Origin of the sequence: Evansella tamaricis, from assembly GCF_019042215.1 — a bacterium.
Classification (GTDB): Bacteria; Bacillota; Bacilli; order Bacillales; family Salisediminibacteriaceae; genus Evansella; species Evansella tamaricis.
The window spans coordinates 42,092-63,785 of record NZ_JAHQCS010000100.1 but is presented as its reverse complement, the minus strand read 5'-3'; the positions used below and the strand labels follow the sequence as shown (position 1 = coordinate 63,785).

17 protein-coding genes are annotated in these 21,694 nt (G+C 40.0%); 1 reads left to right on the top strand and 16 read right to left on the bottom strand.

What is annotated here, in order from left to right; all coding sequences use genetic code 11:
* Positions 1 to 3: 3 nt before the first annotated feature.
* The 6 genes from priA to KS419_RS11960 all read right to left on the bottom strand — a co-directional run bounded on the left by priA (position 4) and on the right by KS419_RS11960 (position 6,012).
* Positions 4 to 2,433 (bottom strand): primosomal protein N', encoded by a 2,430-nt coding sequence (priA, locus tag KS419_RS11985; RefSeq protein ID WP_217066642.1) that lies wholly within the window; start codon positions 2,431 to 2,433, stop codon positions 4 to 6.
* Entirely contained in the window at positions 2,430 to 3,644 is a 1,215-nt protein-coding gene (gene coaBC / locus KS419_RS11980; protein WP_217066641.1) for a bifunctional phosphopantothenoylcysteine decarboxylase/phosphopantothenate--cysteine ligase CoaBC, read from the bottom strand. The genes priA and coaBC overlap by 4 nt, the downstream gene beginning before the upstream one ends.
* A 118-nt stretch (positions 3,645 to 3,762) precedes the next feature.
* Complete coding sequence (rpoZ, locus tag KS419_RS11975) at positions 3,763 to 3,969, bottom strand: DNA-directed RNA polymerase subunit omega (RefSeq protein WP_217066640.1); 207 nt, start codon at positions 3,967 to 3,969, stop codon at positions 3,763 to 3,765.
* A 5-nt stretch (positions 3,970 to 3,974) separates the two neighbouring features.
* Positions 3,975 to 4,586 carry a guanylate kinase gene (gene gmk / locus KS419_RS11970; RefSeq protein WP_217066639.1) on the bottom strand — a complete coding sequence of 204 codons (612 nt, stop codon included), beginning with the start codon at positions 4,584 to 4,586 and terminating at the stop codon, positions 3,975 to 3,977.
* Between the two features lie 180 nt (positions 4,587 to 4,766).
* On the bottom strand, positions 4,767 to 5,030 hold the full coding sequence (gene remA, locus KS419_RS11965; protein ID WP_217066638.1) for an extracellular matrix/biofilm regulator RemA: 264 nt from the start codon (positions 5,028 to 5,030) through the stop codon (positions 4,767 to 4,769).
* Positions 5,031 to 5,130: 100 nt separating this feature from the next.
* The gene (locus KS419_RS11960; RefSeq protein WP_217066637.1) at positions 5,131 to 6,012 is read right to left on the bottom strand and encodes a YicC/YloC family endoribonuclease; all 882 of its coding nucleotides are present in this window, start codon (positions 6,010 to 6,012) and stop codon (positions 5,131 to 5,133) included.
* Between the two features lie 263 nt (positions 6,013 to 6,275).
* Here KS419_RS11960 and KS419_RS11955 point away from each other — a divergent pair, with 263 nt between their 5' ends.
* On the top strand, positions 6,276 to 7,979 hold the full coding sequence (locus tag KS419_RS11955) for an Rqc2 family fibronectin-binding protein (RefSeq protein WP_217066636.1): 1,704 nt from the start codon (positions 6,276 to 6,278) through the stop codon (positions 7,977 to 7,979).
* A 48-nt stretch (positions 7,980 to 8,027) separates the two neighbouring features.
* On the opposite strand, the gene KS419_RS11950 is transcribed toward KS419_RS11955, so the two are convergent.
* The 10 genes from KS419_RS11950 to KS419_RS11905 form a co-directional block, all read right to left on the bottom strand.
* On the bottom strand, positions 8,028 to 9,863 hold the full coding sequence (locus tag KS419_RS11950; RefSeq protein WP_380086928.1) for an ABC transporter ATP-binding protein: 1,836 nt from the start codon (positions 9,861 to 9,863) through the stop codon (positions 8,028 to 8,030).
* 17 nt (positions 9,864 to 9,880) lie between these two features.
* Positions 9,881 to 11,635: an ABC transporter ATP-binding protein gene (locus KS419_RS11945; RefSeq protein WP_217066635.1), complete on the bottom strand. Its 1,755-nt coding sequence runs from the start codon at positions 11,633 to 11,635 to the stop codon at positions 9,881 to 9,883.
* A gap of 455 nt (positions 11,636 to 12,090) precedes the next feature.
* Positions 12,091 to 12,723: an orotate phosphoribosyltransferase gene (gene pyrE / locus KS419_RS11940; protein WP_217066634.1), complete on the bottom strand. Its 633-nt coding sequence runs from the start codon at positions 12,721 to 12,723 to the stop codon at positions 12,091 to 12,093.
* Between the two features lie 4 nt (positions 12,724 to 12,727).
* Positions 12,728 to 13,444 (bottom strand): orotidine-5'-phosphate decarboxylase, encoded by a 717-nt coding sequence (pyrF, locus tag KS419_RS11935; protein ID WP_217066633.1) that lies wholly within the window; start codon positions 13,442 to 13,444, stop codon positions 12,728 to 12,730.
* On the bottom strand, positions 13,420 to 14,355 hold the full coding sequence (locus KS419_RS11930; protein ID WP_217066632.1) for a dihydroorotate dehydrogenase: 936 nt from the start codon (positions 14,353 to 14,355) through the stop codon (positions 13,420 to 13,422). The genes pyrF and KS419_RS11930 overlap by 25 nt, the downstream gene beginning before the upstream one ends.
* On the bottom strand, positions 14,352 to 15,131 hold the full coding sequence (locus tag KS419_RS11925; RefSeq protein WP_217066631.1) for a dihydroorotate dehydrogenase electron transfer subunit: 780 nt from the start codon (positions 15,129 to 15,131) through the stop codon (positions 14,352 to 14,354). Before KS419_RS11925 ends, KS419_RS11930 begins: the two co-directional genes overlap by 4 nt.
* Positions 15,128 to 18,337, bottom strand: a complete 3,210-nt coding sequence (gene carB / locus KS419_RS11920; RefSeq protein ID WP_217066630.1) for a carbamoyl-phosphate synthase large subunit — start codon at positions 18,335 to 18,337, stop codon at positions 15,128 to 15,130. Before carB ends, KS419_RS11925 begins: the two co-directional genes overlap by 4 nt.
* A complete protein-coding gene (carA, locus tag KS419_RS11915) occupies positions 18,330 to 19,424 on the bottom strand; it encodes a glutamine-hydrolyzing carbamoyl-phosphate synthase small subunit (protein WP_217066629.1) in 1,095 nt (364 codons plus the stop codon). The genes carB and carA overlap by 8 nt, the downstream gene beginning before the upstream one ends.
* Positions 19,421 to 20,725: a dihydroorotase gene (locus tag KS419_RS11910; RefSeq protein ID WP_217066628.1), complete on the bottom strand. Its 1,305-nt coding sequence runs from the start codon at positions 20,723 to 20,725 to the stop codon at positions 19,421 to 19,423. The genes carA and KS419_RS11910 overlap by 4 nt, the downstream gene beginning before the upstream one ends.
* Positions 20,709 to 21,620, bottom strand: a complete 912-nt coding sequence (locus tag KS419_RS11905; RefSeq protein ID WP_217066627.1) for an aspartate carbamoyltransferase catalytic subunit — start codon at positions 21,618 to 21,620, stop codon at positions 20,709 to 20,711. Before KS419_RS11905 ends, KS419_RS11910 begins: the two co-directional genes overlap by 17 nt.
* Between the last annotated feature and the right edge of the window lie 74 nt (positions 21,621 to 21,694).

The following is a 21,694-nucleotide window of genomic DNA, read 5'->3' as shown; positions in this document are numbered from 1 at the left end:
CTGTTAAAGCATCATGTAAGGATTTGTATCAATGACAATGGATAAACCACTCCGCGCCATCTCTCCTTGATACGTTTTAATGATTTCTTCAAGCGTTTCCGTCAGTTTCGGTTCAACTTTGTATTTTATCATGCATTGATAACGATATCTATCTTTGATCCTCGGTATAGATGATGCCACAGGACCGAAGATCATCGTTGTTTCGGATAGGCGTGTTCTTAAAAACTTGGCAATTTTCTCTGTCACATCCACCACATTCGTTAATTCCACATCACTCACATGAATGAGAGCTAAAAAATAGTATGGTGGATATCCCCGTTGTTTACGTATCATCATTTCTTTTTGGAAAAAAGAAACAAAGTCATGTTGCTGCACATCCTGTATACTATAATGCTCTGGTGTATATGTCTGGACGATTACTTCCCCAGTCTTTTCATGTCTTCCGGCACGTCCACTGACCTGTGTTAATAATTGAAAGGTCCTTTCTGCGGACCTGAAATCAGGGAGATGTAACATAGAGTCCGCTGCTAAGACACCAACAAGAGTAATGTTAGGAAAGTCCAATCCCTTTGCAATCATCTGTGTCCCTAATAAGACGTCCCCTTCCCCCCGACCAAATTTATCCAGTAATTTTTCATGGGAGCCCTTTTTCCTTGTGGTATCCACGTCCATCCTGATTACTCGGACATCCGGTAGAACTTTCACTAATTCCTCTTCCACTTTTTGAGTCCCTGATCCAAAGAAACGGATAGAATCCCCTTCACATCCTGGACAGCGAGTAGGGATCGTTTCCATATGTCCGCAGTAATGACATTGAAGTGACTGGTTTGCCCGATGATACGTCAAGGAAATATCACAATGGGGACATTCTGCTACGTATCCACAGTCTCGACACATAATGAATGTGGAATACCCCCTACGATTTAAAAACAAGACGATTTGTTCGTTTCGTTCAAGCCTTAGTTTCATCGCATCTAACAGAACATTAGAGAACATGGAACGGTTCCCATCACGAAGTTCTTCTCTCATATCTGTGATAGTGACTTCTGGCATTTTAACATCGTTTACCCGTTTCTCCATTGTCACAAGATGATAAACCCCTTTTTTGGCACGTGCGAAACTCTCAAGAGATGGAGTAGCACTCCCAAGAATAACAGGGCACTGATAGTATTTTCCCCTCTCTATTGCCACATCTCTCGCATGATACCGGGGAGATTCTTCTTGTTTATAACTTGTTTCATGCTCCTCATCAATAATAATCATCCCAAGGTTTTCAAATGGTGCAAAGATGGCCGACCTCGCTCCTACTGCAACCTTCACTTCCTTTTCCCGAATTCTCCTCCACTCATCATATTTTTCTCCCTTCGACAGTGCACTGTGAAGGACGGCTACTTCGGAACCAAAACGTTCTTTAAACCTCGTCACCATCTGCGGGGTCAACGAGATTTCCGGAACTAATACGATGGCTTCTTTCCCTAATGAAAGGGCTTTTTCAATTGCCTGAAGATATACTTCTGTTTTACCACTCCCTGTCACACCACGAAGTAAAAATGTCTCGTGTTTTCCTGATTGAAGTGATTTTAGAATAGTTTGAAGGACGACGCCTTGCTCGTCAGTTAGGGGAAGTGATTCACTTGGTGTAAATACTCTCCCCTCATAGGGATCTCGTCTGACCTCTATTTCCCCTTGCTGAAGGATTCCCTTTTGCACTAATGTTTGAATAGTGGATCTGGATGTCTTCAATTTTTCAATAATTTCCGTGACAGGGATTGGGTCTCTGTTTTCAATAAAAAAATGTATTAGCTCCTGTTGTTTTTTTGCTCCTTTAGACAATTCTAGTTTCCTAATTTCCAGCTCTTCTTTCGAAAGAACAGGCTCTACTATTACTCTCTTTTTCTTCGTTTCCTGGGTGCCAACCACTGGTTTGACTAATAGTATTTTTTCCTTTACTGCCTTTGCAATTTCTTTCCGTTGTATTTCATTTCCGTTCTTTTGGAGGTCATCCCAATCAACAGGTGTTTTCGTATCGGTAAAAATAGAGGCGATAGTATGTGGCAACTGGGGTAGTTGCTCTTCCCCGTTGATCCACAATTCCTTTTTATATTTCGCACGCATGGCAGCAGGTAACATCACTTTTAATACCGCAATGTAGAAAGACAAAGACTTTTCCTTTAGCCATTCCGCTAAGGTAAGTAACTCCCCTGTTAAAGGTGGTGTTACATCCACCAATTCTTCAATAGGTTTTAGCTTGTGTAACTCATATTCACTCGTTTCAGACAAGGCAACCACAAATCCTTGAACCTTTCTCGGTCCAAAAGGAACAACAACTCGAATGCCAGGAACAACGGTTTCCTGATAAACTTCCGGAATAATGTAATCAAAGAGACGATCCGTCTGATTCGTAGGTACATCAACAATAACCTTCCCGATCATTTCTTTATCTCCTTATGAATGATCATTATTTCATCAAGAATTCTCTTGGCCACTTCCACTTTTGTGTCCATTGGCACAAGGATTACTTCCCCAGTCCGTTTATATAATGTGACTTCGTTCGTATCCCCCTGAAAACCGGACCCTGGTGATGTAATAGAATTGGCAACAATCATATCCACATTTTTCGAGACTATTTTCTTTTTTGCATACTCCTCGATTTGTTGAGATTCTGCAGCAAAACCCACTAATGTCTGACCAATAGTTCTCCGTTCCCCTAGTCCCTTTAGAATGTCATTAGTCCGTTCCATTTCAATAGTCCATTCCCCATCTTGCTTTTTTATTTTTTGATCAAATGTGTTTTTCGGTCGATAATCAGCAACTGCAGCACACTTAATGACCATTTCGTTTTCCTGAAAGACAGAGTATACCGCTTGCCTCATTTGTTCTGCGGATTCCACAGAAATAAAATTTACGCCACGGGGTACTGGTAAATTGGTGGGGCCTGATATGAGTGTCACATTCGCCCCCCTTGCTGATGCTTCCTCTGCGATGGCATACCCCATTTTACCTGATGATCGGTTTGTGAAATAGCGAACTGGATCAATGGTTTCCCGTGTTGGTCCAGCGGTTACTAACATTGTTTTCCCATGCCATTCTGGATTTTCCCGTCTCGTAAAGTGGTGGTCAATTACTTGTAACAGTTCCTCTGGTTCTGCCAATCTCCCTTTTCCTTCATAACCACACGCCAAGTAGCCCTCATTAGGTTCAATAAACTCATAACCATAGGAAGACAAGGTACTCATATTCTTAAGGACTGCCGGGTGCTGATACATATGCACGTTCATGGCAGGTGCAATTAAAACTGGTGCTGTCGTTGCCAACAGAGTAGTGGAAACCATATCATCTGCCAGACCATTTGCCAGTTTAGCAATAATATTTGCAGTTGCAGGTGCAATTAGAACTACATCAGCCCAGTCTGCCACATCAATATGTTGAACATTTGCCGGGTCCTTCTCATCAAATGTATTTGTATAAACATGATCCCGGGATAATGCCTGAAAAGTTAGCGGCGAGACAAATTCCGTTGCAGATTTTGTCATCACTACTTTCACCAGATATCCCGATTGTATTAATTTACTCGTTAAGGCTGCCGCTTTAAAAACTGCGATGCCTCCAGAAACACACAGTAAAACTTTTCTTCTCTTCTCCACTTCAAACATCCCCTCCAGCTTCTAAGTCGTTTCTTGTCCCATTCATTCTCCCTAGTTACTAAGATACAGAAAAAACAGTAGAAAAACAAAAGAAAAAACAACCCTTTGGCAGGTTGTTTTACTCCTCTTTTTGTGTGTATGACAATTTTTCAGCTTCTATTTCTTCTAACGCCATCCCAACGAAATTTACAGATTTTGATTTCTCAGTTTTTTGTTGCATGCCTGGGTTTTCCCGTAACTGTCTGGCACGGTGAGCAGATACTGTCACTAACGTATACTTGGAATCAATTTTTGTCATCAATGAGTCGATCGATGGATTTAACATTGACTTCACTCCTTCACTAGTTGTTTGTACTTATCTATGAGGCGTTCCTTTTTACAGTTTTCTGCTGTAACAATTGCTTTAATACGTTCTACGGCTAACTCTACTTCATCATTTTCCACTACATAATCGTATTTGTCCATTAATTCGATTTCTTCTTCGGCAACAGTCATGCGGCTGTCAATTAAATCCTTTGTTTCCGTCCCACGGCCTTCAATACGACTTCTAAGTTCTTTTAAGCTCGGAGGCATTAAGAAGATAAATACACCTTCAGGAAAAGTTTCCCGGACTTGCAGGGCCCCTTGGACTTCGATTTCCAATATAACATCATTTCCTGCAGCAATGGTATCTTCCACATATTTTCTTGGGGTACCATAATAATTATCAACATATTTTGCCCATTCTAAAAGTTGATTATTTTCTATCATTCCTTCAAACTCTTCTTTTGTTTTGAAGAAATAATTTACACCGTCTATTTCTCCTTCCCGCGGTTTTCTTGTTGTCGCAGAAACGGAGTATCGTATATGTGTATCGTGTTGCCTTAAGGCACCACAGACAGTTCCCTTTCCTACCCCGGAAGGACCAGAAAGTACGATAAGCAATCCTTTATCTCTTTTCATATGTACTTAAACCTCCAGCCTTACATTTACATCTAGTGTCTCTACATGTTTTATCATTATTTCGAGGATTATTCAAGGGTATTCTAAGAAAATCTCTTCTTGGCTTAATTTCTTGAAGGGAAAACCGTCTCTAATAGTGAAGAAAACCACCGGATCACCCGATGGTATCGACTTATTAATTTATTCTTCTGAAACTTCTTCTTTATTATGAAAGACACGTTGGGCAACTGTTTCCGGTTGTACAGCGGAGAGAATAACATGGTCACTATCTGCAATAATAACTGCACGGGTTCTTCTTCCATACGTTGCATCAATTAACATGTTTCTTTCCCTTGCTTCTGTAATAATCCGTTTAATTGGTGCTGACTCTGGACTTACAATCGAAATGATCCGATTTGCAGAAACAATATTTCCAAATCCAATATTAATGAGTCGAATATCCATGTCCATTTCCCCTAACTTCTATTAGAATTCTTTCTATTTATATTATTCTTCATACTTCATGCTGATGTATTTTATCATAAAGAACATTGGAAGAATAGTCTTATTCTATATTTTGTACTTGTTCTCTAATTTTCTCCAATTCTGATTTCATGTGAACTACAAGCTGGCTTATGGAAATATCATTTGCTTTTGAACCGATTGTATTCACTTCCCTGTTGAGTTCTTGAACAATAAAATCCAATTTCCTTCCAACTACATCTGTTTCCTTCAGTATTTGCAGAAACTGTTTCAAATGGCTCTCAATCCGTGTCATTTCTTCCTGTATATCTGCTTTATCGGCGTAAATCGCCACTTCGGTCAAAATGCGGGATTCATCTACATTTAAATTACCTTGATTAAATTCCTGGACCCGTTTCATTAATCGCTCCCGGTAATTGTTTTGAACGGTCGGGGCATATTCCTTTAAATCCCTGTTCCAGGAAACCATTTTCCCTATACGATCCTGAAGATCTTCAAACAATTCCTGTCCTTCTTTTTTTCGCATAAGAATAAGTTGTTGAACAGCCTCATCGACAGATGCTAAGAGGGTATTTTCCAAATCCTCTGTTACTCCGTCAGATTCTTGAACCTCCACAACCTCTTCATGCAACAATAGTTGGTCAACAGGAAAGGATTGTGTAGTTACATAGGATTCCGCCATTTTTTCAAACGTTTTTTGGTACTGATGAAAGAGTTCCCAGTCCACTTTCAATGTCCGATTGACTATCCCTTCTCCATGTATGTTAATAAACACATCTACTTTCCCCCGCTTCACATAGCGGGAAATGACTTTTTTTATTTGGTCTTCCAGAAAGAAAATTTGACGGGGCATGCGAACGTTAATCTCACAAAATCGATGATTTACAGCCCTCATCTCCACTGTCACTTGACAATTCTCCATTTCCTTTAAAGATCGACCATATCCTGTCATACTCGTTATCATTTCTATCACATCCACATGTATATTCTAAACAATTTTACACTAGACAACAAGGGGGAGCTTTTGAATTATCTAGATTCTTTATGGCAATAACATAACCCCATATCATTTAATCACGTTCAGACGAAACTTACCATTGAATCTTTTATGTCAAAAATATTATATGGATGTAATAAACTTATTTTCTCTGATTCTCTCTGTTATAATAAGGGATGTACATTATATCTGATGAAAAGCTAATTGATAAGCGATTTGGAGGAATCCCCATGTCATTTGATGGAATTGTTACACGGGCAGTAACCAACGATCTACAGAATCAGATCGTAACTGGCCGTATATCTAAAATACACCAACCATTCAAAACCGACCTTGTGATGACCATCAGGGCGAACGGGAAAAATCATTCATTATTTTTATCCGTCAATCCTTCGTTTGCAAGGTTTCATTTAACAAATGAGAAATATGAAAACCCGAAAGAACCACCTATGTTTTGCATGCTGTTGCGAAAACACCTGGAAGGAAGTATCTTGGAACAGGTGGAACAAAAGGGATTAGAACGAATCATTACTTTTTCCTTTAAAGGGCGAAATGAGCTGGGAGATGTCTCTTACAAAAAATTAATCATTGAATTAATGGGACGTCATAGTAATATCATATTTATTGATTCTGAAAGCTTAACGATTATTGACAGCATGAAACATATTCCACCTTCTCTTTCTTCTTACAGGACAGTTTTACCTGGACAGCCATATAAAGAACCTCCCCATATCGATAAGCTTAATCCCTTAGAGGTAACGGAGGAAGATTTATTAAGAAAACTGAGATTTAACGAAGGAAAGATGGATAAGCAACTTCTCAACACGTTCAGCGGCCTGTCCCCACAAGTTATCAAAGAGATTTTATATCGGGCGAAATTTTCCAATCAAGAGACTGTCCCCCCTGCTTTTTTCGAAACATTACAACCGATAAAAGAGCATGTGTATGAACCTCAAATGATAGTGGGGGACCATGAAGGCTTCTCTGTGATTGAATTGACACACCTTAAAGGAGAACGACGGACATTTGATTCTGTTCACGAACTTCTTGACAGGTATTTTTCCGGGAAAGCCGAAAGGGACCGGGTAAAACAGCAGGCTAACGATTTAGAGAAGTTCTTAAGGAATGAATACAATAAAAACAAAAAGAAAATTAAAAAGTTGGAAAAAACATTGGTTGATGCGGAAAAAGCGCAGAAACAACAACGGTTTGGGGAACTTTTAACAGCCCATATGCATTTAGTGAAAACTGGGGATAAAGATGTTACAGTGATTGATTATTATGACCCAGAACAAAAAGAAGTGACAATTCCTTTAGATGAGCACAAATCCCCTTCTGAAAACGCTCAACTATTTTTTAAACGTTATCATAAGTTAAAAAACTCCGTTGCAGTAGTGGAAGAACAAATTGATAAAACCATCATAGAAATGAAGTATTTGGATCAACTCATTCAGCAAGTGGAAACTGCCTCCCCAAAAGATATTGAAGATATTCGGGACGAGCTGGCGGAAGAGGGTTATATTAAAAAACGCTATCAGAAGAAACAAAAGAAAAAAGTGGATAAGCCAGTTATCGAAAAGTACATTTCTTCTGAGGGGATTGAAATGTATGTGGGTAAAAATAACAGACAAAACGAGTATTTAACCAATCGTCTTGCAAGACAAAATGATACATGGTTCCATACAAAGGATATTCCAGGATCTCATGTCGTTATTCGCAGTGAACAATTTGGAGAAGAAACCTTAATGGAAGCGGCAAAGCTTGCAGCCTACTTCAGTAAAGGACGTCATTCCAGTCAAGTTCCTGTAGACTACACACTCATCCGTCATGTTAAAAAGCCAAGCGGGGCAAAACCAGGATATGTCATTTATGATAATCAAACGACCGTTTATGTTACACCAGATGAAGATTTAGTATTAAAGTTAAAAAAATAACGGAAATAAAAGTGGTACTCACCTGATTATTGGTGAGCACCACTTTTTTTACCCTGCATCAAGAACTTTGAATTGAGCCTTTACAAGAGAGTAGTATTCCCCTTTTTGGCTCATTAACTCATCGTGATTACCTTCTTCAATGATATTACCTTGTTCTAACACAATAATGTTATCTGCCTCCCGGATAGTAGACAAACGGTGGGCGATCATTATTGCCGTCCGGCCATGTAATAACCGCCTAAGGGCTGCCTGAATGACCTGTTCTGTTTCTGTGTCAATAGATGCAGTTGCTTCATCCAGAATCAAGATTTGTGGATCGGCCAATAGGGCACGGGCAAACGAGATTAACTGTCTCTCTCCAACGGAAAGGACATTCCCCCGCTCCTCCACTTCCGTTTCATAACCATTTTTTAATTGACTGATAAACTTGTCAGCACCAACTGTTTTCGCAGATTCCATGACTTCCTCATCTGTTGCATTTGGACGTCCGAACCGGATATTATCCATAATCGTACCGGAAAAAATAAATGTATCCTGTAAAACAATACTCACTTTTTCTCGAAGACTATCTAATGTAATATCACGTAAGTCATTACCGTCTATCTTCACCGTACCGTTAGTAGGATCATAGAAACGGCAGATTAAGTTTACAATCGTTGTTTTCCCACTACCTGTATGACCGACGAGAGCAACCGTTTGACCCGCCTCCATACGTAAATTGATTCCGTTTAATGCCTTTCGTTCTTCGTCATAGGCAAATTCCACATTACTGAATTCAATTTCCCCATGAATGTGATTCAGTTTTTTGGCTTTCTTTTTCTCAGGAACAGATGGTTTTTCATCTAAAAACTCAAATATACGCTCCGAGGAAGCCATCCCCACTAATAACTGATTATACACTTGCCCTAGCCTTGAAATTGGCTCCCAGAACATTCCTACAAATAAAGCAAATGTTACAAAATTACCGATGGAAATACTTCCACCTTGAATAAGGAAGACCCCGTACCACAGCAAAACGGCAACCCCAATGGCACTACTCATTTCCACAAATGGACGGAACAATGCATTTTTCTGAGTAGCATTTCTCCATGCTTCATAGTTTTCTGTATTCATTTTATTAAAAAATCCTATATTTTCTTTTTCCTGTGTATACGATTGTGTAACACGGATCCCCTGAATACTCTCATTTAAATGGGAGTTAATCATGGATTGTTTAATACGAACATCCTGCCACGATCTACGGATGTTTCTGCGCAGTTTTGTGGAAATGAAAAACATAATCGGCAGAATGACCATAATGGCTAAAGTAAGTTCCGGACTGATCATGAAGAGGATAAAGATAATACCAAACAACATAATTAAGTCCATTAATAGATTAATAACCCCATTTGTAAACAAATCCTGCAGTGAGTTTACGTCATTCGTAATCCTTACAAGAATCGAACCTGCGGAACGTTGGTCAAAAAAGCGGTGTGACAATCGCTGAATATGGTCAAATAAAGCCTTCCGCAAATCAAATATGACATTTTGCCCCACTTTATTCATGTAAAAGATTCGAATGACATTTCCTACCCAGGAAACAATATACATTCCTGCAATTGTACCAACCATAAGCCAAAGGAAGTTTAAATCCCCCTCGTAAATAATGTTATCTAAGGCAACACTACCAATTAGAATTGGAGCGATTAACCGGACTGCTGTGGATAACAGCATTCCAAAAATGGCAAGTGGCAACAGCTTTTTACCATAGGGCTTTAAATAGTTAAATAACCGCATCATTTGCTTCCAGTTAAACGGTTTTTCGATCGCTTGATCCATGGAATAATGGAACCGTTTCAACGTGCGATCCTGAGTCTTATAATCGATTTTTTCCATTTCTTTCATTGTTCTTCACCTCCCGTTTACTGTGCTTCTTGTAAAAAAGTTTTTCTGTCTTTAAATTGAATGTCATAAATTTTTCGGTAATGACCGTCTGTTATCTGCAATAGTTCATGATGTGTTCCACGTTCAACGATTTCTCCGTTATCCAATACGATGATCTCGTCCGCATGCATTAAGGAAGAGATACGGTGAGCGATAATAAACGTGGTTCTTCCCTTCATGACTTCTTCGAATGCTGCTTGAATTTTCGCTTCTGTTTCCATATCAACAGCACTTGTTGCATCATCTAATATAAGAATACAAGGATCAATGCAAATTGCCCTTGCGATAGCAATACGCTGTTTTTGACCACCTGATAAACCCATTCCCCTCTCACCTAAAACAGTGTCGTACCCATTAGGAAGATCCATGATAAAGTCGTGTGCTTGAGCACGTTTCGCTGCATCTATAATCTGATCCATGGAAGCATTCGGTGAACCATAAGAGATATTGTCCTTAATTGAAGAGGAGAATAAGAATGATTCTTGTAAAACAACTCCTATATTATGCCTGATCGATTTTAAAGTGTAGTTTTTAATTGGTTGCCCGTCGATTAGAATCTCTCCACGACTTGGCTCATAAAAGCGGGAGATTAGCTGGGTTATGGAAGTTTTTCCAGACCCAGTTGCCCCAATGAGACCAATTGTTTTTCCTGGAGGTGCATCAAACGTAATGTTCTTTAATGCCATTTCATCTTCACTATCATACTGGTGGGTAACATCTTTAAATTCAACATATCCTTCTAACCGCTCCACATGAAGTGCCTCTGGTTGGTCAAATATATCTTCCTTTTCATCTAATACTTGAAGAAGTCGTTCTCCAGATGCTTTCGATTGGGAAAACATATTAATAATGAATCCTAAGTTCATTAACGGTCCAACAATATACCAAATTAAACTAAAGAATGCCACGAGAACTCCAGGTTGAATCGCTTCAGTAATAACAAGGTATCCCCCATACCCAAGTAATACAACCACACAAATATGACCGATGAGTTCCATGATTGGGAAAAATCTTGCCCAAATACCGGATGTGTAAATAAATTTATCCCTGTAGTCTGAATTTTTATCTTCAAATCTGCCAATTTCAAAATTCTCTTTTGAAAGGGACTTCACTGTATTCATCCCACTGATGTTTTCCTGAACCTTTGTTGTCATTTGTGCAAAAGATTTCCGGATATCCTTAAATGCCGGGTGGACTTTTTTATCAAATCGATAGACAGTCAATACCAAGAACGGCATCGCTCCCAATGTAAGAAGTGCTAATGATGGACTGTAAAAAAACATAATACCCATACTTAGACCCACTAGCATCAGAAGGTTGATTAACTGAGCACATCCAAAAGACAAAAAGAAACGGAATCCCTCAACATCTGCAGTTAACCGCGACATGAGATCACCCGTTCGAGCATTATCGTAGTAGCGAAATGGCAAAAATTGCAATTTACGATAAAGTGCATTACGTAGTTCATAAACAGATCGGATTCCGAATAAATCACCTAAGTACTGATGGTAATAGGTTGCAACACCTTTAATTGCCATCAATATGATAAATCCGACCGCTACATATGGAACAAGATGATAATTACCGGCTAAAACGATGTTGTCTATCGTCTGTTGTAAAATAATTGGATAGACAAGGGTAATTCCAGTTACAGCAAGTAATGTAAGTATGGAGATAATAAAGTACATTTTATATGGCCAATAAAACTCCTTGAGACGTTTAAACGTATTCAATCGAAACACCTCCTATTATTATAAAACGATTGAATAAATGCTCAGAACTAGATTATTTATTTCTTCAACTTCCAAGATTCTGAGAATTAAGTAGATTTTTTGACATCAAAAAAGAACAGTAATACTAATATATCGGTTTCCGAAATATTTTTCTAACTGTTAATTCCCTCTTATTCCGTCATATTAGGTCATTTGTTTTGGTTATCTTATGAATAACACCATTTCTATTAAATTTACTCTCTTTTTCATCATTAAATAAAATAAAATAATTTGCGTTCAGATTATTACATTTCTAAAACGACACTTTTATCAGTATATTTTTACGGTAAAGAATTAGAACATCTTTCTAATCCCAAAAAAAATGGCCTTCAACAAGACTACTTGTTAGGCCACATTCATTTACTATTTTATTCACACCACATTACAGACTAGCAAATCTCCTATTCTGACTAAGACTACGTTGCCGATTTCCAATTTTGCGGATCTTGACGCCAGTTATGCAATAATTCTAACCCTAATTCATTAATACTCCCATTGTCTAACGCCACATCTAAAAGGGAAGAAAATGTAGTTAACGAATGATACGATAGTTTCTCACTTTCAAAAGCTGCCTTTCCCTTTTCCAGTTCGTACGTAAAAATAGAACAAACACCGCTTACGCTTCCCCCAGCTTCCTTTACTGCTTTAGCCGCCTGAATGGAAGAACCTCCAGTTGATATTAAATCTTCGATAACGAGTACTTTTTTCCCCTCTTCCAAGTAACCTTCAATCATATTTCCTTTTCCATGACCTTTTGCTTTCGAACGGACATAAATCATTGGTAATCCAAGTCGGTCAGCTATCCATGCCGCATGGGGAATGCCAGCAGTCGCTGTTCCTGCAATCACTTCCACTTCCGTGTATTCCGTTTGAATCAATTCCACGAAATGATCAATTATAATCTTTCTGACTTCTGGGAAAGACATCGTTAACCGGTTGTCGCAATATATTGGTGATTTCATCCCGGAACTCCAAGTGAATGGATTTTGCGGGCTTAAAGAAACTGCCCCAATGGACAATAGTGCTGATGCGATTTCTCTTGAACTCATATCGTTACACTCTCCATTCTTTTTCATATTTTAAGTATGACTCCAGCGGGTTCTTTGCCCTTGTTATACCCCTGCCCACTACAATGGCACTAGAGCCCAATTCCCGTGCTTTATCTGGAGTAACAACGCGGTGCTGATCATCTGATGTATCCTCTTGTCTTCTGATACCAGGGGTTACTGTGAAAAACGTCTCACCGAACACACTCCTAATTGTCGGAACTTCTTGTGCGGAACATACAACACCGTCAAGACCCGCTTCCTTCGTTCCATGACAAAGATGCATCACAGAATCTAATAGTGATGATGGAATGTTTAATTCCAGATTCATTTTTTTCTCAGACATACTTGTCAATTGTGTAACAGCAATACATGTGGGAATGGATTGGGAAGAGTTTGCCCCTTCTAACAGTCCTTCCTTTGCTGCGATCATCATGTCCATCCCACCCAATGCGTGGACATTCACCATGTCAACTCCTAGACTTGCCAATTGTTTCATGGCACGATTTACAGTTGTTGGGATATCATGAAGCTTTAAATCGAGAAAAATCAGGTGTCCCCTTTCCTTTAACTCTTGAATAAGGGGGATACCTTCCCGGTAAAATAACTCCATCCCCACTTTAACATAGAGGGAACGTTCCTCAAATTGAGTTAGAAATTGGAGTGTTTCTTCCTTCGTAGAAAAATCCAAAGCAATAATTAACGGACGTGATTGAGATTGCATAAGGCACTGCTCCTCCCCACTATGGATGTTAATGAATCAAACCCAAGTTCATCGAGCCGTTCTTCAAGACCATCGATTAAATTAGGACAGGCAAACGGGTCTATGAAATTGGCAGTACCTACTGCTACAGCACTCGCTCCAGCCATCATAAATTCAAGGATATCGTCCACTTCAAAGATACCACCCATTCCAATAATTGGAATCTGGACTTTTTGGCTCACTTCATAAATCATTCGAATAGCCACCGGTTTTATGCCTGCTCCAGAAAGACCCCCTGTACGATTTGCCAATATGGGCTTTCCGGTATTCAAGTCAATTCTCATACCGAGAAGTGTATTAATCATGCTTAATCCGTCTGCCCCTGCACTTTCCACCGCTTTTGCAATCTCTACAATGTCCGTTACATTCGGTGAAAGCTTTACATACACAGGAACTTTAGAAACGGATTTTACTTTTTCAGTTAAGTCTGCTGCCGTTTGTGCATTGGTACCAAAAGCAATTCCACCCTCTTTTACATTAGGGCAGGAGATGTTTAACTCTATGGCATTGACATTTTTTACTTTTGAAATTTCACGGGCTACTTCCATATAATCCTCCGGAAGGTTTCCAGCAACATTGACGATAATAGGAGATTCATATTTTTCCAACCAAGGCAGTTCATGTTGGAGAACATGTTCTAATCCAGGGTTTTGAAGTCCGATGGCATTCAGCATTCCACCTGGGGTTTCGGCAACCCTAGGAGTTGGATTCCCTGAGCGTCGTTCCACGGTAACTGCCTTGACACAGATAGCACCGAGACGGTTTAAATCATAAAATTTTGCATATTCTTGCCCAAATCCAAAACAACCAGAAGCAGGCATGACCGGATTCTTCATTACTAACCCTGGAAGGTTTACTTCTAAGCGGTTCATATTATCACCTCTCCTGCTTTGAAAACCGGTCCGTCACTGCATATTTTTGCATACACTTTCCCAGTTTCTACATTTGCTTCTGCCAGGTCACAGACACACGCTAAACACGCACCTACGCCACAGCCCATACGTTCCTCTAAAGAGATATATCCAGGAGAGACGATACTGTTTTCTACCGCACGGAGCATCCCCTTTGGACCGCACGTGTAGTAAACACTATACTCTTCCGTTAAATCATGAATCGCATCTGTTACAAATCCTAACGTTCCCTTTGACCCATCTTCTGTAGTAATAATCACTTTCCCTAATTGTTCAAACTCAGATTCCAAAAAGATGTCTCCTTCTGAGCGAAATCCAAGGATAGTAATCACATTGGCTCCCTTTTTAACCAATTGTTTTGCTAGGTAATATAGAGGGGGAATTCCAACCCCTCCACCTACTAACAGACACGTGTCATTTTCCTTTACTTCTTCAATGGGAAACCCTTCCCCAAGAGGGCCTAGGACATTAACCTCTTCCCCCAACTTTTTTTCACTTAAACGTTTCGTCCCTTTTCCCTCTACACGATAAATAAGTGTCAGCTCTTGTTTGTCCATATCCACATCACAAATGCTTAACGGTCTCCGTAACATGGGATCGATGCTTTTTTCAATTTGAACATGGATAAACTGACCTGGAGTTTCGAGCGTTTGAGCCAATGCCCCTCTCAATGTCACTTGAAAAATCTTTGGGGCGATTTCCATCTGAGCAGTTATCATCATGTTTTCTAATCTCATACTCTTGCCAGCTCCTTCTTCGCAGGTGATCCAATTGCTTCTGCGGAAAAAGTAATCGTTTCAATCACCCGAAGTAATGCTTCTGCCGTATCCATGGACGTCATACAAACGATCCCCCGTTCCACAGCTTCCCTGCGAATCCTAAAACCATCCCGGGCTGGTTGCTTGCCTTTCGTTAACGTATTGATAATAAATTGCACCTGGCCACCTTCAATAACATCAAGCATATCAGGAGTTTCTCCGCCAATCTTAGAGACTACAGTAACAGGAATGTTTTCCTCTTGAATTCTACGTGCTGTTCCTTCTGTTGCCAAAAGTTTATAACCAATTCGGTGGAATCTCCTGGCGAGAATCATTGCTTCTTCTTTATCTTTATCTGCCATCGTAAACAGGACGGATCCGTGTGTTGGTATTTTCATTCCAGATGCGATTAATCCTTTATATAACGCCTTTTCAAGAGTATAGTCGCGGCCCATTACTTCCCCAGTTGATTTCATTTCTGGTCCTAAAGTAATATCAACACTTCTCAGTTTCGCAAATGAAAACACGGGGACTTTAACAGAAACGATATCCGGCTCCGGCAAACATCCCGTTTTGAATCCTTGATTAGCTAAACTTTGACCTAGAATAGCCCTTGTTGCAAGGTTAGCCATGTTAATGCCCGTAATTTTACTTAAAAAAGGCACTGTTCTGCTGGAACGTGGATTTACTTCTAACACATAAAGTTCATCACGGTGAATAACAAACTGGATATTCAATAGACCAATAATCTGGAACCCCCGTGCCATACGAATCGTATAATCCACCAATTGTTTCTTCAATTTCTTGCTGATGTTTTGTGTTGGATATACAGCGATGGAGTCCCCTGAGTGTACTCCTGCACGCTCAATATGTTCCATAATTCCAGGAATAACAACCGTTTCTCCGTCTGAGATTGCATCCACCTCAATCTCTTTTCCAAACAAATATCGGTCGATCAAAACAGGATGTTTTTCATTTACTTTAACTGCACGGTCCATGTATTTTAATAAATCTTTTTCATTATAAACAATTTCCATGGCACGACCGCCGAGAACATAGGAAGGTCTTACTAATACGGGATACCCAATACCATTGGCAATATCAATGGATTCTGATACGGATGTTGCCGTTTTCCCCTCCGGTTGAGGGATCTCCAGTTGGAGAAGTGTTTGTTCAAACTTGTCACGGTCTTCTGCACGATCCATATTTTCAAGGGATGTCCCGAGGAGTTTAACGCCCCGATTCTCTAAATCAGATGCTAGATTTAATGCTGTTTGACCACCAAATTGAACGATAACACCCATCGGTTGTTCATGTTCGATTACATGCATGACATCTTCTACAGTTAATGGTTCAAAATACAGCTTGTCTGATATCTGGAAGTCTGTTGAAACCGTTTCTGGATTATTGTTAATGATAATAGCTTCATACCCTGCCTCTTGGATCGCTTTCACTGTGTGTACAGTGGCATAGTCAAATTCAATACCTTGCCCAATCCGAATAGGTCCGGATCCAAGAACAAGTACAGATGGTTTTTTCGTTAATACGGATTCATTTTCATCTTCGTATGTCCCATAGTAATAAGGTGTTTCAGAAGCGAATTCCGATGCACAAGTATCCACCATCTTATAAACCGGATTAATGTTATGCTTCTTTCGGAAAGCCTCCACTTCCTCCACCGTAGATTGGAGAAGACTAGCAATTTCCGGATCCGAGAAACCATATGATTTCGCATCCCGCAACGTTTCTTCATTCCATTGCTGATGAACAATTTCCTTTTCCAAGACGATAATACGACTGATTTCATATAAAAAGAATCGATCAATTTTTGTCATGGAGTGTAATTCTTCAATGTCATACCCTAAGCGAAAAGCTTCCGCTACAAGAATGATTCGCTCGTCGTCTGCATGGACTAATCTATTTCTCAACTCTTCATGAGACAGTATTTTTTTTGTCTGGAATCGTAAATGATCTAAGTCCACCTCTGTGGAACGGATTGCTTTTAGTAAGGATTCTGGAAGGTTTCTTCCAATGGCCATCACTTCTCCCGTTGCCTTCATTTGTGTTCCTAATTTACGGTTCGCTGCATCAAATTTATCGAATGGCCAGCGTGGAATTTTTGTCACTACATAGTCCAATGCCGGTTCAAAACTTGCGTAAGTTGTTAATGTAATAGGGTTTTTACATTCATCTAAATGGTAACCCACTGCAATTTTGGCTGAAAGTTTAGCGATTGGGTACCCTGTTGCCTTAGAGGCAAGAGCAGACGAACGGCTTACCCGTGGATTTACCTCAATGATAAAATAATTTTCGCTATGTGGATCTAGTGCGAATTGAACATTGCATCCCCCTTCAATTCCTAGAGCACGAATTATTTTCAAGGAAGAATTACGTAAAATCTGATACTCACGGTCTGTCATCGTCTGACTAGGTGCAACAACGATAGAATCTCCTGTATGAATTCCTACTGGATCAATGTTTTCCATATTACAGACTACGATTGCCTGGTCATTACCGTCACGCATCACTTCATATTCGATTTCTTTAAAACCTGCTATACTTTTTTCAATCAAGCACTGGTTTACGGGACTTTGGTGAAGACCGCCTGTTACAATTTCTCTCAATTGGTCATCGTTATATACAAGTCCGCCACCTGTTCCCCCAAGCGTATAAGCTGGGCGAACGATAACTGGAAAACCAATCTCCTCTACAAATCGTTTTGCTTCTTCCAGTGAATGGATAATATCACTTGGGGGTACAGGTTCATTTAATTCATTCATGAGAGTACGGAATTGTTCCCTGTCCTCCGCCATCTGGATGGCATCAAGATTTGTACCGAGCAATTGAACATTATATTCTTCTAAAATTCCTGATTCAGCTAACTCCACTGCTAAGTTTAGGCCTGTTTGACCTCCTAAAGTGGCTAGTAACCCGTCAGGCTGTTCTTGACGGATAATCCTGCTCACAAAATCAAGTGTAAGTGGTTCAATATAGACACGGTCTGCTACCGTTTCATCAGTCATGATCGTTGCTGGATTAGAGTTCACTAGGACAACTTCAAACCCCTCTTCCATGAGTGCTTGACAGGCTTGTGTACCTGCGTAGTCAAACTCTGCAGCTTGACCGATAATGATTGGCCCTGATCCAATTACAAGTATCTTCTTTACATCTTGACGTTTAGGCATGGGTAGTCTCCTCTCTAGTTGCACGTTCTTGGAGCATCGTCTTAAATTCTTTAAAAAGTCCTTTTGCATCTTCCGGTCCTGGGGACGCTTCTGGATGGTACTGGACACTAAATGCAGGTTCTTCTACATGGCGGAATCCTTCCACAGAACCATCATTTACATTTATATGAGTAATCTCCAACTCCGTATCAAGCAAACTCTCTGGATCTACTGTATAACCATGGTTTTGAGAAGTGATTGTGATTTGTCCTGTCCGGAGATCTTTAACAGGATGGTTACTACCTCGATGTCCAAACTTCATCTTCACTGTCTTTGCACCACACGCTAAAGCAAGAAGTTGATGGCCAAGACAAATTCCAAACATCGGTACAAACCCGATTAGGTTTTTAACTGTTTCAATGGCTTCTGGAACATCCGTAGGATCCCCAGGACCGTTGCTTAACACGATCCCATCTGGATGGATAGAACGGATTTCCTCTGCTGTAGTATTATATGGAACAACAACAACATCATATCCTTCTGAGACGAGGTCTTTAACAATTCCTTTTTTCACTCCGAAATCCATTAAAACAATCCGTTCTTTGCTGCCAGGATTAAAGAAGCGGTTCTTTGTGGATACCTGTGATACTTGATCCGTCATGAGCGTTGTTTCCTTCAGCTCGGAAATGACCGTTTCCACATTCACATCCATTGGACAAAGCTTCCCCTTCAATGTTCCATTTTCACGAATCATCCTTGTGAGTTTTCTTGTATCAATTCCTTGCAAACCAGGAATATCATGCTGTTTAAGCCATTCATCTAAGGTAAGATTTGATCGGAAATGGCTCGGATAAAATGCCGCTTCCTTCACTATTAATCCGTGAATACTTGGTGTAATGCTTTCAAAATCATCCCGATTAATACCGTAATTACCAATTAAAGGGTAAGTCATCGTTACAATCTGTCCACAATAGGAGGGATCAGACATAATCTCCTGATAACCAGTCATTCCGGTGTTAAAGACAACCTCTCCCATCTTTTCCTCTTCACTACCAAAGGATTTCCCAATAAAAACTTCCCCATTTTCTAACACTAACTGACGTTTCATATACTGATCTCCTCCATATTCCAAGCTGTCTTCCCTGATGCAACGGTCAGTACTGGCCATCCAATAAGTGATTCATATGCGAATGGGGTATTTCTCCCCTTAGATAAAAATGTTGTTGGATCCACTGTTTCCCGTTTCTCTAGATCAATTACTGTAAAGTCGGCCACGCTGCCCTTTTCTAATCTTCCATAAGGTAGATCAAACACGGTCGAAGGTTTTACGGTAATCCAGTCTATTAATTCGTGTAATTGTATAATGCCTTGTACCACAAGCTTTGTATACAAAAGTGGAAATGCTATCTCCAATCCCACGATGCCGAACGGCGCTTCTTCCATGGACAAGCCCTTCTCTTCAGCTGTATGTGGTGCATGGTCTGTTGCAATAAAATCCAATGTGCCATCTTTCAGACCTTGAATTAGAGCATCACGGTCCTCTGGGCCCCTTAGTGGCGGATTCATCTTATAGTTCGTATCCATTCCTGGAATATCTTCATCACATAATAGTAGATGATGTGGGCTAACTTCTGCTGTTACCCTAATACCTGCACGTTTAGCATCCCGGATCACACGGACAGATTCCTTTGTGCTAACATGACAGACATGATAATGGACACCTGTTGCTTCTGCTAATAATACATCCCTTGCAATATGAACTGATTCTGACACCGAAAGGATACCAGGTACTCCCCTTTTCTCCGAGAAACTGCCCTTATGAACTGCACCTCCATACAATAGAGAGTTATCTTCACAGTGGGCTACGATCGCTTTATTCACCTTTGCGGCAGACTGCATCGCTTCATACATTTTCCCTGCTTCTTGAACACCAACCCCATCATCTGTGAAAGCAAATGCTCCAAGCTGTGCCAATTTTTCCATATTTGTCAACACTTTTCCTGCCTGTCTTTCCGTAATGGAGGCGTAAGGAAGTACACGGACATGACCTTTTGTTTTCATAGCATCATAGATTTCAGAAAAATGTTCAGGAGTATCTGGAACAGGTCGTGTATTTGGCATTGCAGCAATGGTAGTAAATCCCCCTCTTGCCGCTGCCAAAGTCCCTGTTTCTATCGTTTCTTTTTTCTCTCCACCAGGTTCCCGAAGATGAACATGAAGATCAACGAACCCTGCTGAAACTAGTTTATGGTTTAAATCAATCACATGATCAAATTTACTTTCATCCACACGAATGGATTCATCCAAGATGTCTTCTATTTTTCCTGTACTAGTATTTACAACTAAATGAATTGTTTCTTTCTCACCATTTCCACCTAACCTGTAGCCATTCTTATATAATACGTTCATAAACTTTTTCCTCCTCCACCAACTGTAGTACATATGCCAGAACTTCTTTTCGTATTAAAACCCCGTTCTCCATCTGCTTGAAAATTCTGGAACGATTGCATTCCACCAATTCACTTGCCAATTCCACATCTCTGTTTACAGGAGCAGGGTGAAGAATAATGGCATTGTCCTTCATCCGTTTTTCTCTTTCAATGGTTAATCCGAATTCCTGATGATAGTCTTCCTTCGACCAACCACCTTCTGTTCCGTGCCTTTCTGTCTGAATTCGCAACATCATCATTACATCCGCTGTTTCCACTGCTTCATCCATGGAGATGACATTCCCTTGAGTGATGTAGTCATCCATCCATTCTTCCGGTCCAGAAAAGGAAACTTTTGCCCCGAGTTTCCTTAATATATTCGCATTTGTTCTCGCCACACGGCTATGTCGTATATCTCCACAGATAACCACATGGACCCCTTGAAAAATTAGAAACTCCTGCTGAATCGTAAGCAAATCTAATAAGGACTGTGTTGGATGGTTACCTGAACCATCTCCAGCATTAATGATAGGGATATTAATCCCTTCCAATTGGTTATAATAAGCTTCTTCAGGATGACGAATGACCACTGCTTTACATCCAATAGCTTCTAATGTTTTTACCGTATCATAAAGGCTTTCTCCTTTTTGAACACTGGAAGAATCCACATCAAAATGAAGAGTATGGAGGCCAAGTTCCTTTTGAGCCATTTCAAAACTACATTTCGTCCTAGTACTTGGTTCAAAAAATAAGTTTGCCACTGTTATTGGAGGTTTTCCCCATCCAGTTAAATAGTCTTTTTGTTTATTGGCTTCTGCCAACAATTTTTCAAGCTGATCAACAGTTAAATCCTCTAGTGTTCTTAAGTGTCTCATTACTACCCTCTCCTTTTTAGAATGAATGGGAAGTAAGGCATAAAAAAGCACCCTACTTATCTGTTAGGGTGCTC